Origin of the sequence: Labrenzia sp. THAF82 (assembly GCF_009363435.1) — a bacterium.
Classification (GTDB): Bacteria; Pseudomonadota; Alphaproteobacteria; order Rhizobiales; family Stappiaceae; genus Roseibium; species Roseibium porphyridii.
Genome location: NZ_CP045354.1, coordinates 6,095,096 through 6,110,361, shown reverse-complemented (window position 1 = coordinate 6,110,361; position 15,266 = coordinate 6,095,096). Strand labels below are relative to the sequence as shown.

Below are 15,266 nucleotides of genomic sequence, written 5' to 3'. Positions count from 1 at the left end.
CCATGGAACGAATAGGCGACGCGACCGACATCACGCTGCTGGATGACTGGCAACGCGATTTTCCTCTGGACCCACGCCCCTTCTCGGTGATCGGCTCCGTCATCGGTTGCCCTGAGGAAGAGGTGTTGAAACGACTGGATGTGTTGCGCGCAAGCGGACGGATCACGCGGGTCGGCGCGACTTGCGCCCCAAACACGGTCTCGGCCAGCACCTTGGCGGCACTTTCAGCTCCAGACGAAGTCCTCGAGCAGGTTGCCGAATTCGTTGGCAGTCGTGTGGGTGTCAACCACTCATATTTGCGCGAGAACCATTGGAATCTCTGGTTTGTCGCAACCGGACCGAACCGCGACCATATCGATGCGGTCCTGGATGAGATCCGGAACGAGACTGGTCTGGTTGTCCTCGATTTGCCCCTGGTTCGACCCTTTAATGTCGATCTTGGATTCAAGCTTAGGGGCAATTCGCGAAAAACTCCGGTCGCTCGTCCGGTTGACCTCCGTCGCCTGAAAGAGGGCGACAGCGACATTCTCCAAGCGCTGACAACTGGAATGCCGCTCAGTTCACGCCCTTTCGGTGACATCGCTGCAAATCTGGAACGCAGCGAACAAGACGTTCTGGACCGGGTGAAGGAACTGCAGGAGGCGGGCATAATTTCCCGCCTGGGCGTCATTGTGCGGCATAGGGCACTCGGCTGGCGATCGAATGCGATGGTAGTCTGGGACATCTCCTCTGAGCGGATCGATGCGGCCGGCCCTGCGCTCGCCGCGCTTCCCGGCGTGACGCTTTGTTACGAACGCCGTCCGGTCGAAAATGTCTGGCCTTATCGCCTTTATTGCATGATCCACGCACAGAGCCGGCGCCTTGCACTCGATACTTTGACAGAGGCAAGCGGCCTCCCCGAGCTGCAGGGTGTGAAGTTCAAGACACTCTTTTCCAGCCGGTGCTTCAAGCAGACCGGCGCGATGATTGCTCGCTCGGGAGCTGCGGCATGACCGGTGAACTCACGGATCTGGACAGACAGCTTATAAATCGTCTTCAGGATGACCTTCCGCTCACTTCCCGTCCCTTCGCGACGTTGGCAGATGAACTCGGGATTGCCGAGGGCGATGTTGTCGACCGTATCAGACATCTGAGAGATGAGGGACTGCTGACCCGTTTCGGTCCGTTTTTCGATGCCGAAGCTCTTGGTGGTGCATTTTGCCTGTGTGCCATGGCGGTGCCTCAGGAGTGTTTCGAAGAGGTTTTAACCAAAGTCAATGCTCACCCCGAAGTGGCGCATAATTATGAACGCGACCACAAACTGAACATGTGGTTCGTGCTGGCAACGGAAAGCCGCTCGGCTATTCGCGAGACTGCCGGTGCAATAGAGCAGGAGACCGGTTTGAAGGTCCTGCAGTTTCCGAAAGAGCGCGAGTTCTTCATAGGTTTCCGGGTAAACGCATGACCTTAAATCCGACCGACAGGGCAATTGTTGAAGCGACGCAGGCAGGCTTGCCTCTGGTCCCTGCTCCCTTTGCCGTGCTCGCGCAGACGCTTGGTCTGAGCGAAGACGATGTCCTGGAGCGTCTGAAGCGTCTCAAGAAACTCGGTGTCATTCGCCGGATCGGTGCTGCTCCCAATCACTACCGGCTTGGAATGACCGCCAATGGCATGACTGTTTGGGATGTTGACGATGAAATCGTCGACGACATCGGACCAAAGGTCGGTGCACTTGATTTCGTCACCCACAGCTATCGCCGCCCGCGGGCATTGCCGGATTGGCCATACAATCTATTTGCAATGGTGCACGGAGCTGATCGTGACGAGGTGCTTGCAAAGCGTGATCAGGTCGCTGAACTGCTGGGCGACACATGCCGGGCAAGCGACATTCTGTTTTCCACCCGCATCCTGAAAAAGACCGGAATGCGTCTCCGCAGGAAGGAAGGCTGAGCCATGTTTCGGCTGTCTGAATACATGCATCAGATCAACGACCCAACGCCGGTCAAAGGTCCGCGCGGGACAGGGCCGGTCAAGCCTGTTGTGATCTGGAACCTCACACGTCGCTGCAATTTGAAATGCCGGCACTGCTACACGGTTTCCGCCGACGTTGACTTCCCGGGAGAACTGACGGCCGGGCAGGCCATGGAAACCCTGGAAGATCTCGGTCGCTTCCGTATTCCGGCGCTCATTCTGTCAGGTGGCGAACCGCTCGATCGGCGCGATCTGTTCGATATTGCAGCACGCGCTCGCAAGCTGGTGCGTATGCTTGCGCTGTCGACCAACGGAACAAAACTGCACGGTGAGGCGGCCGACAAGGTTGCCGAAATCGGCTTTGACTACGTTGGAATTTCGATCGACGGGATAGGCAAGACCAACGACTGGTTCCGAGGTGTCAATGGAGCATTTCAAGACGCCCTTCGCGGTGTGCGTGAATGCAAGGCACGTGGGATCAAGGTGGGACTGCGCTTTACGCTGACGGAGGGCAATTTTACCAGTCTTCCGGACCTTTTGCGCCTTTGCGATGACGAGGGTGTCGACAAGTTTTATCTGTCCCATCTGGTCTATGCGGGCCGGGGTGACAAGCACCGCGGCGAAGATGCCGAGCACAAACGGTCGCGCTGGGCGATGGACCTGCTGCTGGCGCGGGCCTGGGAAGGTGTCGACGGAGGCACACCTCTAGACATCGTCACCGGGAACAATGATGCGGATGCTGTCTATTTCCTGAACTGGGTGAGAGAACGGTTCGGAGCGGAGACTGCCGCGCATATTAAAGAGCACCTGATAGCCTGGGGCGGCAATTCTTCCGGTCTGGGTGTCGCGAATATCGACACGCTCGGCAATGTGCATCCGGATACATATTGGTCCGACTACACGATCGGCAGTGTGAAAACGGATCCCTTTTCGAAACTCTGGACAGGCAGCGACGCCATGCTGGCGCAGCTCAGAACACGGCCCCGGCCGCTTAAGGGCCGTTGCGGAGCCTGTGCGTTCAAGAACGTCTGCGGTGGCAACACCCGCATTCGCGCGCTGCAGGTAACGGGGGACCCGTGGGCTGAAGACCCTGCCTGTTATCTCAGCGACGCAGAAATCGGCACGGACGGAGAAGGTTTAGAACGTCTCACCGTGACACCATTCCGAGGAAAACGCCATGACCCGGCTCATCGTTTCGCTTAGCGTTCTGGCCCTGACATTGACTGCACCGATGGCGGACCCGATGCAGAACTATGTCGAAAACTGTCAGGAGTGCCACGGCGCTGAACGGCTGGGCGGGTTGGGGCCGGCTCTGATCCCGCAAACGCTGGGTCGCATGCGTGGTCCCAATCTCGTCTCAGTCATACGTGACGGCCGGGAAGCAACGCAGATGCCTGCGTTCAGTGAAATACTGAGCAGCGAGCAAATCGACGAACTTGCTGCCTTTCTGAAACAGCCCCTGGCAGACGTGCCTCCCTGGGGTGAAGCTGAAATCATGTCCAGCCGCGTGATGAACGAGGACTACAAGTCCGTTGAAACCCCGATCTGGTCATCCGATCCGATGAACATCACACTTGCGGTGGAGACCGGCGATCATCACGTCAGTGTTCTGGATGGTGATACCTTTGAAACGCTTGATCGTTTCGAGACACCGTTCGCGGTTCACGGCGGACCGAAGTTCTCACCGAACGGACGCTTTGTTTTCATCATGTCGCGCGACGGGTGGGTGCAGAAATACGACCTCTATGCGCTTCAGGAAGTCGGTCGCATCCGAGCAGGCCTGAACAGCCGCAACATCGCCATCTCGCACGATGGCAAGTGGTTGGCGGTCGCCAACTATCTTCCGAACTCGCTGACGATCCTTTCAACGGACGATCTGAGCGTGGCGAAGGTGCAAACTGTCAAAGGCAAGGATGGCACACCCAGCCGAATTTCTGCTGTCTATCAGGCTCCGCCACGCGAAAGCTTCGTGCTCGCGCTTAAGGATGTTCCGGAAATCTGGGAAGTCTTCTACGGCCCGAACCCACCACAGATGGGGTTTGCACACGATTGGCGTAGCGAGGGACCGATCAAGAGCGAAGACCCGTTCCCGATCCGCAAGATCACGACACCGGACTATCTGGACGACTTCTTTTTTGACCAGAGCTACGAATACGTCATGGGCGCATCCCGCAGTGGTGAAGGGGGACAGGTTATTGATCTTGTCATCGGGCAGAAGACCGCTGACCTTGATTTGCCTGGCATGCCGCATCTTGGATCCGGAATTACATGGAAACATGGTGACACCACAGTCATGGCAACGCCGCACCTGAAGGACGGCGCAGTCACCGTCATCGACATGACGACATGGAAAACCGTAAAGCGGATCGAAACGCTTGGACCCGGCTTCTTCATGCGCAGTCACGAGAACTCGCGCTATGTCTGGGTGGATGTGTTTTTCGGTCCGAACAAGGACGTCATGCATGTCATCGACAAGGAAAGTCTTGAAATCGTGAAGACACTCCGCCCTGTCGAAGGAGCCACGGTTGCCCATGTCGAATTCACGCGTGATGGCAGCCATGCACTTGTCTCTGTCTGGGAGGATGACGGTGCGGTGATCATCTACGACGCCGAAACTTTAGAGGAAGTCCGGCGTTTGCCGATGCGTAAACCTTCTGGGAAATACAATGTCTGGAACAAGATCACCTTCTCCGAAGGGACCAGTCACTGAAGCGATAATCGTCGCGCATGGGCAGCCTCTGGATCCGCAAGCGGGTGAGGATCAGCTCAGTGCTCTGGCTGAAAGAATAGCGCATGTCCTTCCGGGCTGGACAATACGCTCGGCCACTCTTGCAGCTCCAGGTATTCTGGAGCAGCAACTGGATACGTTTACCGGTGTGCCTTACGTTTTGCCGGTTTTCATGGCCGATGGCTGGTTCACGAAAAAAGCGCTGCCCGACCGTCTTGGTGATCGCAAAGTGCATCAGCTTTCACCTCTCGGAACTTTTCCCGGTCTGCCGCATCAATCGTTCAAATTGCTGAAACAGGAAGCTGAGCAGCGCGGATGGTGCTTCAACTCATGTGACATCATGATAGCTGCACACGGTTCTGAAACCGGACCGGCTGCAGCAGAGTGTGCATTGTATTTTGCGCGCAGATTGCAGCGCCTGACACCATTTAAAAAGAAGATCCGTACGGGTTTTCTTGCACAGGATCCATTTCTGGCAAGGGTCGCAAGGTTCAGCACGCCCAGAACTCTGTTGCTGCCATTTCTTGCCGGGACGGGACCACATTTGACTGTCGATATCCCGCAGGAGCTGGAAGAAGGCCGTTTTCAAGGCGTGCTTCTGCCTTCCATCGGCGAGGCCGCGTTCGTACCAGGTTTGATTGCGCAAAGCCTCAAGAATGCTTGGCGCAGAACTTATGGTTTTGATCCGATGGATCGATCTCGTCTCGCCGTCAGTTTCTCGCCACCTCCGGTATCTTCAATCGAAGGGCAAACAAGAGACGGGGTTGAAGCGAACACGATTGATAAGGCTGCGCGTTACTCGGCTGCACCAGCAGGGTCGCGTTTCGTAACGATGCTCCAAAAGATCAAAGCAGCTGTTCGGAACCGTTGCTCCTGGCCTTGGGCAACCCGTCGCAAGGACGGTGTGAATGCGCCGCAACGTGTTTGAGATGCGAGCAGTTCGCCAGTCACCTCGAAAGGGAAAGGCCCAATGACACAGACTGACGGAACCTGGTCGGTAAGGAAACTGGCAGTTGTGCTCTATCCTTTCTCCGCCGCCGCCGTTGCCATCAATCTTTTTTTGCTGAGCCTGATGGGCAAGTCTTTCGGCTTGCCCGTCCTGTCGCCGCTCACATCGATCTGGATCAGTATACCCCTTGGAATTCCGGCAACCTGGGCGGCCGCAAAATGGGTGCGCGGGCTGATGGATGAAGCAGACGGCAATCAACGTTCGGACTGACGCTCGAAAGTTACAAAGGATCACAGATTTTTCGTTCCGACAGGGAGCTGACCATGACGGATACACAGTCCAAACGTCCCGCTTCAGCTTTTGTTGCACTCTTTGCGATTGTCTTCGGCCTCATGACTGTCCTGTCAGGCGGAATTGTTCTTTTCGGTGGTAGTGCAGCCATGGAGGCGGCCGGAAACGTTGTTCATTTTGTGCTGTGGTTCAATTTCCTTGCCGGCTTCTCATATGTAGTCGCAGGCTATGGACTGTTGCAACGCCGCCGCTGGGCGTATTGGCTGTCGATTGCCATCTTTGCAGGCACGGCAATGGTGCTCACCGCTTTTGTCTTGCACGTGATGTTGGGTGGCGCATACGAGTTCAGGACGGTCGTGGCCATGATGTTCAGAACGATTGTCTGGGCCGTGATTGCGAAGGTTGCAAGCGGCATCGCGTTGCGTGGATAGCTGTCATACAAATTGACACCCAAGAAAAGATTGCGGACCTGCGTAGCCGTCTCGTTTTCACGAGTTGTTATGTTGCCAGCCAGGTTGTGGACCTGTCTTCCCGCACGATGAATGCACGTGCCTTTTGGAAACCGGTCAATGCTTGTCGCAATTGGGTTTCACCGCAGACGAGGGCAGCCGTCGACAGTCCGTCCGCCAAGGCCGCACTGGGGGCGACGACGCTTGTCGCGGCAAGGCCGGTATCGACTGGATGGCCGTTTCTTGGATCCAGAATGTGTGAACGCGATCCACTCTGGTCGAATGTCGTCCCTAGCCGTGCCGAACTCGCAACCGCAGCGTTGGCTAGATGTATGTCTGCCTGTGCGTCGATCAAAGACGGGTCGGGACGAAGGGTGACCGGCCATCCGGTTTCTTCCCGTTGCTTCCTTGTGAAAGGAGTCCCGCGCGCTGCAATTTCGCCGATTTCCACCACTATGTCCCCGCAGCTTTCTCGTTCCAGAAGTGCGGTGATGCGGTCGGTGACGAAACCCTGCGCAATGCCGTTGAGTGTCATTGCCATACCGGACTTACCAAACTTGATTTCGTCCGGCTGGATCTGGACGTGATTGAAACCGACACATGCGAACGCTGCAGCGAAATCACTTGTCTGATTTCCAGCAACCTGCCGCGCATAGTGGCTCCACAGAGGCTGAACAGTTGGATCGAAGGCACCTTTCGTCGCCCGGTGCAGCCTTTGCGACAGACTGAGGATTTCCAGCATTTCCAAAGACGGGGCGAACAACAGTCCCGTGCTGTTCAGACGGTTCAATTCGCTGTCTGGTTGGTAGAGACTGAATATGCCTTCCAGCCGTCTGATCTCTCCTTCAATCGAAGAAAACAAGCGCCGGGCTCTGTCTGCGTCGGTGTGCAGCAGATTGATTTCCGCTTTCGCACCAAGTGCGATCCCTCGCCATGTGTGAAGAGTGGGCTCAGCACTGGCCCCTCGCAGAGGAATGACCAATCCGGCAGTCGCGGCAGCACTTATGGCGATGAAACGGCGGCGGCTCAACGGCCTGGATGCAGCATTGGACCGGCTCATCGCTGCACCCCTTCAATTTCATTTCTCTTCAGTTGTGAGGCTGACGAGAGTTCGACCGGTGCAAGAACGTATTCAGCCGGGATATCAGCAAGGCGAAGGACGCGGCCTCCATTTGTCTCCGCGAATGCTTTTGCACCCTCTTCAGTACCGAACGGGATCGTTTCGGGCGCCCCCATTCCACCGGCCTGTTTGCTTTCGACAACAAACCAGGCCTTCTCGGCTTCGATCCAATTATCAAATCCTGGCTCCTCCCAGCTCTTTGCCTTGTCCATATCATTCACATAGATCGCGGCAATGTTTTTAGGTTCTTCCGGCGACAATTTGAACGCCACTGCATCTCGAACCTGGGTAAACCAGAACGGGAAAGGCATATCTGTCAGATGGATTTGCGCCTTGGGTCCGGTGTGTTCCAGAACGGTCATCTGACAATAATGGCCGGCAGCTTCGGGCGTAAGCGTGATCGCATCAGGTTTGGCGATCTGGACGTCTTCCTGGCAGGCCGCGAGAAGACAGGCTGCTGTGAATGCAAGTATCTGTTTTCTCATGGTGTTATTCTCCGAATGAGCAAGGCTGACAGGCCAAGTGCCAGAGCGGCGAAAGCCGTCAGGGAAACAAGCGCGAAGGCCGGGTCGAAGGGCAGAGAGTCAGATACGCCGGCCATACCGCCAACCAGTTCACTCGCGCCAAGTGCGGCAAGGTTGAACAGCCGGAACGCGTCCGCCGGGTTCAGTAGAACCGCATAAGGAAAGAGATCGGAGGCAAAGGTTCCTCCGGGGTTGGCGACAAGTGCTCCAAGCAGCGCCAGATCGTAAAGCACGACCATGATCAACCACGCGGCAATTGCTGCGGCAGCTGCTGTTCCTGGTTGCCGGGTCAGTGCGCTCAGGACATAGCCAATGGCAAGAAAGGAAACGCCCAGCAACACGGAGGTTGCGATCAGACGTGCAAAATCGGGCAGACCTGCAACGGACCCGGCACCCAGGGTGACGAGAAGTGCTGCGGTCAGACCATAGCCTATCACGAGCGCAAAGGTCAGCACGAGCGTATGACCAAGTGCCTTGCCGGCCAGAAACTCGGTCCGGGAAATGGGACAGGACAACGTCATCAGCAGCGTGCCACGGTCGATCTCTCCGCAAATCGCATCAAAGGCAAGCAGGAGGGCGATCAGAGGAACAAGGTAGACAGAGAGGCTGGCCAGCGATGCGACGGTGATGGTCAGTCGATCGACCCCGAGCGTTCCTGCCGGCGCCGATCCGAGAAGCGCCAGGGCAAGTGAGAAAACCGCAAGGATCAGTGTTGCAAGCAGGATCCACCTGTTGCGGATGCCGATCCTGATTTCCTGAATGGCAATGGTCCAGATCCTGGAGAACATCGCTTAGGTCTCCTTTTGCGCGTTTTTTGAAAAGTGCCGATAGACGTCGTCAAGGCTGGGCGCATGCACATCGATATCCTCAACCAGACTTCCAAGGGCGCTGATGGTGGTGAGAGCTTTGATCTTGTCGTCAAGACCACAGTCGAATTCCACAGAGCGTCCGTTCATGCGGCCTCCGCCGAGTTGTGCAGCAACTTCCTGAACGGCACCGGGTTTTGTCCAGATTTTCATCCGGATTGGCAAACCTGCCTGCTCGCGCAATTTGCTGAGTGCGTCATCGGCGACAAGACGGCCTTTGGACATAATCAGGATTCGATCTGTTCGGGCCTCAAGCTCGGTCAGGGCATGGGATGACAACAGGACAGTTGCGCCCTGGTCAGCAATCTCGCCAATGAGCTCATAAACGGTCTGGCGGGAAATGGGATCAAGTCCGGTCGTCGGTTCGTCAAGCAACACCAGCCGAGGCTTGCCGATAAGGGCCTGTGCCAGTCCAAGTCGTTGACGCATGCCCTTGGAATAGGTTCCAACGCGGCGCCCGGACGCATCAGACAACCCGACCTTGTCGAGCAGCGGCAATGCCTGCGCAGGACGCTGCCCTTTGAGACGGGCGTAAAACGACAGCACTTCTCTGCCTGTCAGCGACGGCGGAAAGGCGACTGCTTCGGGAAGGTAGGCGGTAACATTGCGTGCGGGTGCGCTGCCTGGACCCGACCCCAGTATGGAAATGGCACCCTCATCGCTTCTAAGGAATCCGAGCACGATCTTGAACAGCGTGGTTTTGCCGGCGCCGTTGTGACCGAGAAGTGCGACACGCTCTCCTGGCTCAAGCGAGAAAGAAACGTCGTCCACCGCCTTTTGTGCGGAAAAGCGTTTGCTGACGCCTTGGACAGACAGACAGTTGCTGGTCATCCCTGTACTCCCGAATTTGGCATGGGCCGAACCGGCGGATGCATAAGAGGGGCGTTGTCGACAATGCCGCCCGGCAACAGGGCCGGAAACTGGGACTGGGTCCAGCGAAGCAATTGAACTGCGGGGCTGCCGACAAGCAATTTTGCCGAAGGTTGGGTCCAAAGGACCTGGTCAACCAGATCATTCGGCCGGTAGGCAGTGTCCGCCAGGCCGTCGCCATTCATGTCGAAGGCAGCGTGATCGCTCCAGTAGTTGCCTTTACCGCCAGTGCTCCAGTCGAGCATGCGGCTGCCGACATATTTGACCTGGGTCTTGTTGCCGATGAATGCGTTTCCCTGGAAGGCGTTCTTGGCCGAACCAGCTGTGAAATGAACACCGATCGGGCAGCCTTCGAAACTGTTGTCGGTGACGGTGTTCTTGTTGGCATTATACATGAACAGGCATTTCTCACCGCCGGCGGAGACCTGATTGCCTGTGATTACCGCACGGTTTGCGTAGTTCAGCATGAGGCCATGATTGCGGTCGCCAACAGAAACATTGTTTCGGACAGTCAGTCGGTCGGAAAACATCAGCGCGTAGCCGATGTCATTGCCCTTCGAGGTGTTGCCCTCAATCGTTCCGCTGTTGCCGTGCATGTAGTGAATGGCGAAGCGGAGGCCTTCAAAGTGATTGTATCGGAAAGTGTCTCTGTGACTGGTGTTGACGAAAACGCCATCTCTGCCGAAACGGATGGTATTGTGTTCTGCCAGCAGGTCCGGAGCGTTCCAGACATAGATACCGTTCCCGCGCTCGTTCATGCGGAGGTCGCGGCGGCCTTCAATCAGGTTGTTCGAGACGATGGCGTTTTTGGCTCCATGCACATCGACGCCCGTCAGATTGTCCAGGATCGTGTTGTTACGCACGACCGCACCATGGGCTTTCTTGGTCAGTTTGACGCCGGCATCGAGCGTTTCCTGAGACAAACCGGAGCCCGTAAGCGTCAGGCCCAGGATCTGAACATCTGGAACATGCACCGTAATGACACTGCCGGTTCCGTTTCCGATGATCCGCGCCTTTTGGTCTCCGTCCAGCGTGATCGCTTTTTCAATCTCGACCGGGCCGGAATGGTCGCCAGGCGCAAGCCGGAGAATGTCCCCGGCCTGCGCATCTTTCAGGATCTCCTGCAAAGCGCCCTGTTCGGCCGGGACAAGCCATTCCTTTGCAGCAAGCGGTCCGCAGACCAGCAAAGCTGCACAAAGAAGGGCTATTGATCCGACCGGTTTGGACAGGACGCGATGCATGGATCAGGCTCCTCGTGGCTCGACAAACATCCGACCGCGCATTTCCATGTGAAGTGCGTGGCAGAACCACTGGCAATAGAACCAGTGAACGCCGGGACGCTCGGCGATGAAAGTGACCGAAGCCGTCGCCTGAGGTCCGACTTCCATGGCGACACCGTAGTTTGCCAGGCAGAAGCCATGAGTTAGATCATCGATGTCATCAATATTGGTGACATAGACCGTCACTTCGTCGCCTTGCTTTACCGTGAATTTCTCAAGGCTGAAGGTTGGCGCGACCGAATGCATGTAGACGCGAACCTTGTTGCCGTCACGGATTACGTCAGCGGCATAGTCCAGGTCGACACCGTCTGCCTCGGCCTGTTTCTTCGCATCCTCGAAGCTCGGGTCATTGCGATCCCAGACAATTGCAGGATTTACCTTCGACCGGTGCACGATGATGCTGTCATGAGGCTCGGCGAATGTCGGTCCGTCATGAACGACTTTCATCTCGTCGCCGGATATGTCGATAAGCTGCTCGTTCTCCGGTTTCAGCGGGCCAACGTTCAAGAACCTGTCCTTGGAGAACTTGTTCATGGAGATCAGCCATTTGCCGTCCGCTTCCGCGGTTTCACCCATGGATGTGGAGTTGTGCCCCGGCTGATAATGAACATCGACTTTGGAGATGATCGGGTCGACATCTTCGCCCGCATAGGCACGGACGGCTTTGTCGATGTCCCATTTGACGACCTGACTGTCCAGGAACAGCGTGGTGAAGGCACCGCCCTTGCCGTCAAATGCAGTGTGCAGTGGGCCAAGACCCAGTTGCGGCTCGCCGACAATCGCGGAACGCGGATCTGCATTGTCATTGAACAGGGCGTCCAGCTTCGTGACATCGATGATGGACACCGTCGGCGACAGCTTGCCGTTGATGACGATGTGCTTCTTGTCCGGTGCCGCGTTACAGCCGTGCGGGCTGTTGGGGATCGGAATGTAGCGGGTGAACTGGGAATTGGCTTCCTTACGGCCATCCACCACAGGAACGCCCTTCATTTCCTTGTAGTTCCCGGCTGCAACAGCTTCCTCAATTGCCTTGATGTTGAAGACGACGCAGTGATCCAGCTCGCTTTCGGTCATCTCGGCGAGGTTAGTCCCCATTTCCGAGTTGTAGCTGGTCGAGAAGGCGTATTTGCCCTGATAGTCGGCGTCTGTATTGTCGAGGTTGCCCGAGACGATCACCTGCCATGCGACTTTCATTTCATCGCCGTCGATTGCGGTGAAGATGCAGGCATATTGTGATGGGTCATCCAGGACGGAGCCATCATTGACCAACGGTGCTTCGTGCTCGCCATTGGCAAAAATGTACCCTGTGCGCGGATACTTCTGCGGCCGCATGCCATGGATATCGTGTGCGTTCGGGATCTCGATGATCTTGTCGCACTTCATCGTGGTGCAGTTGATGCGGGCAACGCGGGTGTTTGCCTTGTCGTTCGCAAAGATGTAGCGACCGTCATAAGTGCCGTCGGTGAAAGACATGTGCGGGTGGTGCAGATCGCCATTGTCGTAGGTGACCTTGCCTTGCGCAGCCAGATATTCCTTGGTTTCCGGAAGCAGGCCTTCGGTCAGAACTTTGAGCGACTCATTGGTCTGGCCCCAACCGGTTGCGGAGCAGCGGTTGAAAACCGGAATGCGCATCAGTTCACGCATTGACGGAACACCCAGAATGCGCACTTCGCCGGTCTGGCCCGAGGACCAGAAGCCGTAATACTCGTCGAGCTCACCTGGCGCGAGTGCGAACTTGTGATCGCCATCAGCCGCAAGGGCCGGGGTTGCGCCGCTCGCAGCGACGGCTCCCATGCCCGCGACAACCGCAGTCTTGGCCGTGCCGCCTAATAAGTCTCGGCGGGACATGCCCCAATGTTGTTCTTTCTCCTTCATGGCTGCTCTCCTTATTTGCCGTTTGAAGGTTATTCAGCCGGAAGTGGCTTTGCGCCTTTGGCGCTCTCCTCCGGTTTGCGCAGCCCGGTCTGCACCTCAAATCGCCGCCTTTTCGCAAGCTTTTTGATGCAAACGGGACATTTCTGATCGTGCTGATACAGCACCTGGCAATGCAGGCAGTTCAGGCACTCGTTGGGATTGATGTTGCCTTCGGGATGAATGGCCTGGACCATGCATTCCTTGGCGCAGCGGTGGCATGGGTTGCCGCATTCGCGGTAGCGCTTCAGCCAGTCGAACATTCTGAGCCGGGCCGGAATGGCAAGTGCGGCTCCGAGTGGGCAAAGGTAGCGGCAATAGAACCGTTCGATGAACAATCCGGCGACAAGCAGTGCCACTGCAAAAAGGACAAACGGCCAGGCCCGTTGGAACTTCAGGATAATGGCAGTCTTGAAGGGCTCGATCTCGGCATAGTGCTCTGCTGCGTCAAGCGAATAGAGCGACAGTCCGAAGAGGCCGAGAAAGATCATGTATTTGAGCGGCCAGATACGCTCGTGCAGACCCCAGGGCACCTCGATCTGAGGGATGCGGCAGAGCTTTGCCAACCGGTTGGTCAGCTCCTGCAAGGCGCCGAAGGGACAAAGCCAGCCGCAATAGGCACCTCGGCCCCAGAACAGCAATGCTGCTGCCACCGAGAACCACAGCAGGAACACCAGGGGATCCATGAGGAACGCGTCCCAGCTGAATTGTGTCGTGAGAGAGGAAAAGAACGCCATCACGTTCACGACGGACAGCTGAGCATTCTCCATCCAACCCAGCCAGACCAGCGTGAAGGTCAGGAAACCGATACGGAACCAGAACGTAAATTTCTCGTGCCGAGTGACCTGCATCTGGAAAAAGAAGACAAGCGTGAGAATTCCGATGGCTGCGGCAAGCACGATGATATCGGCCTGGCGGTCTTGCCAGATCCGCTTCCAAAGAGCCTGAACAGCTGCCTGATCGTCTGACAGGCCGGATTGCTGGAGTGTTGATGTATCGTTCGCACTTGCCGCGATCGGTTTCAAATAGCGGTCAGGCAGCTGGTAGCCGAGGTCGAACGTCAGGAACACCTTGTCGATCGGCCCGACTGCACGCTGAACCAACAACTGTAAACGAAAATCCTTGGCCGGATCGAACTCGGTGTCGGCCGGAATGATGAACACGTCCATTTCAGTGAAGGCAGGTGCACCGTCAGCCGCAATTGCGCCTATCCGAGCTTGCTGCTTGTCGAAAAATCTGACCGAAATGTCGTCTTGAATGAGTTGGATCCTGTCGAAGATCCCGCCACGGACATAGCCTGATCCTTTGAAGGAATAGCGGCCACGTCCCATGACGACGAGGGCGTGTTCGCCGTCCTTCAGCCGTTTTTTCAGATTGTCGTATTCTGCTTTACCAAGCAGCGAGAGCCCAATTGAGGGCACATCGGCCAGGGCCAGATACATGTCGATGAATGTATCTGTCTCCGGCCCTGATTCAGGCCGGGCGATTGCGCGGGGATCGCCCTGTAGCTCGAACGAAGTGTTGATCTGGGCGATATCGAGCGACATGCGCCGCACTGATCCGTCGCCTGTCAGGGTCAACCAATCGGCAACCTCTTCCAGGTCAGGGTCGATTTCCCTTTGCGGCCCCTCATCGGCGAGTTCAGGCACGAGACCGCCAAGGCTCAGGGCGCGAGCCACTTTCAGTCCGGAGCGCACAATGGAATCGTCAATCACCATGATGGTGACGGTTGCACCGGAGATGATGTCCAGTTCGTGGGCCGAGCCACCGCTGGCAGCTTCCGCCTTCAGATCAAGACCCGCATAGCCTTCCGTAACGGCGCGGATTTTTGAATCGGGAATGCCGATCAGGACGATGGGTTCTGAGTGTTTGACCAGGCGAACGCCGGTCACGATCGCATTCAGATCGACACCAACCATCGTGTGAATTGGTTTGCCTGAATACCCGGTCGTCGACACGAAGTCGGAGGTCAGAAAGACCCAGCCGATCGTTTCACCTGCCTTGAGAGCTGGAACTATTGGAATGTCGTCCCGCAAGACACCGTAGCTGTCGGCGTCCGGAACAAGTTCATTCACCTGAACCTTTTCCAGGAAGCTTGTCACAAGGGCGCCAGCAGACTGTGCGGGAAGCACCTGGACCAGAAACAGGAGCAAGGCTACGCACAGTGTCTCAAAGCTGAAATGATAAAACAGTGGACGCACGAGAAGCGCTCCGACACACAATTTGTTTATTGGTGTCCCGATCTTCGGCGATGTCGCACGAAAGCTACTTGACGATAGTCAAGCTAGCCTGGGTGTTTTTACACTCGCGGTTATGTGTTTGGAAATG

Annotated in this window: 15 protein-coding genes; 8 read left to right on the top strand and 7 right to left on the bottom strand. The window is 56.6% G+C overall.

The window, feature by feature from the left end:
• The first annotated feature begins 2 nt into the window (after nt 1-2).
• The 8 genes from FIV00_RS28110 to FIV00_RS28075 are packed head-to-tail and all read left to right on the top strand — an operon-like array spanning nt 3 to nt 6,349.
• Nucleotides 3-992 carry an Lrp/AsnC family transcriptional regulator gene (locus FIV00_RS28110; protein ID WP_152503794.1) on the top strand — a complete coding sequence of 330 codons (990 nt, stop codon included), beginning with the start codon at nt 3-5 and terminating at the stop codon, nt 990-992.
• The gene (locus FIV00_RS28105) at nt 989-1,444 is read left to right on the top strand and encodes an Lrp/AsnC family transcriptional regulator (RefSeq protein WP_152503793.1); all 456 of its coding nucleotides are present in this window, start codon (nt 989-991) and stop codon (nt 1,442-1,444) included. The genes FIV00_RS28110 and FIV00_RS28105 overlap by 4 nt, the downstream gene beginning before the upstream one ends.
• Complete coding sequence (locus FIV00_RS28100; protein WP_152503792.1) at nt 1,441-1,929, top strand: Lrp/AsnC family transcriptional regulator; 489 nt, start codon at nt 1,441-1,443, stop codon at nt 1,927-1,929. The genes FIV00_RS28105 and FIV00_RS28100 overlap by 4 nt, the downstream gene beginning before the upstream one ends.
• Before the next feature lie 3 nt (nt 1,930-1,932).
• Nucleotides 1,933-3,153 (top strand): heme d1 biosynthesis radical SAM protein NirJ, encoded by a 1,221-nt coding sequence (gene nirJ / locus FIV00_RS28095; RefSeq protein ID WP_152503791.1) that lies wholly within the window; start codon nt 1,933-1,935, stop codon nt 3,151-3,153.
• Nucleotides 3,128-4,660 (top strand): nitrite reductase, encoded by a 1,533-nt coding sequence (locus FIV00_RS28090; protein WP_152503790.1) that lies wholly within the window; start codon nt 3,128-3,130, stop codon nt 4,658-4,660. Before nirJ ends, FIV00_RS28090 begins: the two co-directional genes overlap by 26 nt.
• A complete protein-coding gene (locus FIV00_RS28085) occupies nt 4,617-5,606 on the top strand; it encodes a cobalamin biosynthesis protein CbiX (RefSeq protein WP_152503789.1) in 990 nt (329 codons plus the stop codon). Before FIV00_RS28090 ends, FIV00_RS28085 begins: the two co-directional genes overlap by 44 nt.
• 42 nt (nt 5,607-5,648) lie before the next feature.
• A complete protein-coding gene (locus FIV00_RS28080) occupies nt 5,649-5,897 on the top strand; it encodes a hypothetical protein (RefSeq protein ID WP_152503788.1) in 249 nt (82 codons plus the stop codon).
• A gap of 53 nt (nt 5,898-5,950) precedes the next feature.
• Entirely contained in the window at nt 5,951-6,349 is a 399-nt protein-coding gene (locus FIV00_RS28075; protein ID WP_152503787.1) for a hypothetical protein, read from the top strand.
• A 67-nt stretch (nt 6,350-6,416) separates the two neighbouring features.
• On the opposite strand, the gene FIV00_RS28070 is transcribed toward FIV00_RS28075, so the two are convergent.
• From FIV00_RS28070 to FIV00_RS28040, 7 genes are read right to left on the bottom strand one after another with little or no spacing between them, the layout of a single operon-like run.
• Entirely contained in the window at nt 6,417-7,427 is a 1,011-nt protein-coding gene (locus FIV00_RS28070; protein ID WP_152503786.1) for an FAD:protein FMN transferase, read from the bottom strand.
• Nucleotides 7,424-7,972: a nitrous oxide reductase accessory protein NosL gene (locus FIV00_RS28065; RefSeq protein ID WP_152503785.1), complete on the bottom strand. Its 549-nt coding sequence runs from the start codon at nt 7,970-7,972 to the stop codon at nt 7,424-7,426. Before FIV00_RS28065 ends, FIV00_RS28070 begins: the two co-directional genes overlap by 4 nt.
• Nucleotides 7,969-8,799, bottom strand: a complete 831-nt coding sequence (locus FIV00_RS28060) for an ABC transporter permease (RefSeq protein WP_152503784.1) — start codon at nt 8,797-8,799, stop codon at nt 7,969-7,971. The genes FIV00_RS28065 and FIV00_RS28060 overlap by 4 nt, the downstream gene beginning before the upstream one ends.
• Before the next feature lie 3 nt (nt 8,800-8,802).
• Nucleotides 8,803-9,708, bottom strand: coding sequence for an ABC transporter ATP-binding protein (locus tag FIV00_RS28055; protein ID WP_152503783.1), 906 nt, complete (start codon nt 9,706-9,708; stop codon nt 8,803-8,805).
• Nucleotides 9,705-10,988, bottom strand: coding sequence for a nitrous oxide reductase family maturation protein NosD (locus FIV00_RS28050; RefSeq protein ID WP_152503782.1), 1,284 nt, complete (start codon nt 10,986-10,988; stop codon nt 9,705-9,707). Before FIV00_RS28050 ends, FIV00_RS28055 begins: the two co-directional genes overlap by 4 nt.
• 3 nt (nt 10,989-10,991) lie before the next feature.
• The gene (gene nosZ / locus FIV00_RS28045) at nt 10,992-12,902 is read right to left on the bottom strand and encodes a TAT-dependent nitrous-oxide reductase (protein ID WP_152503781.1); all 1,911 of its coding nucleotides are present in this window, start codon (nt 12,900-12,902) and stop codon (nt 10,992-10,994) included.
• Nucleotides 12,903-12,931: 29 nt separating this feature from the next.
• Nucleotides 12,932-15,139, bottom strand: coding sequence for a NosR/NirI family protein (locus tag FIV00_RS28040; RefSeq protein WP_247649305.1), 2,208 nt, complete (start codon nt 15,137-15,139; stop codon nt 12,932-12,934).
• Nucleotides 15,140-15,266 lie beyond the last annotated feature (127 nt).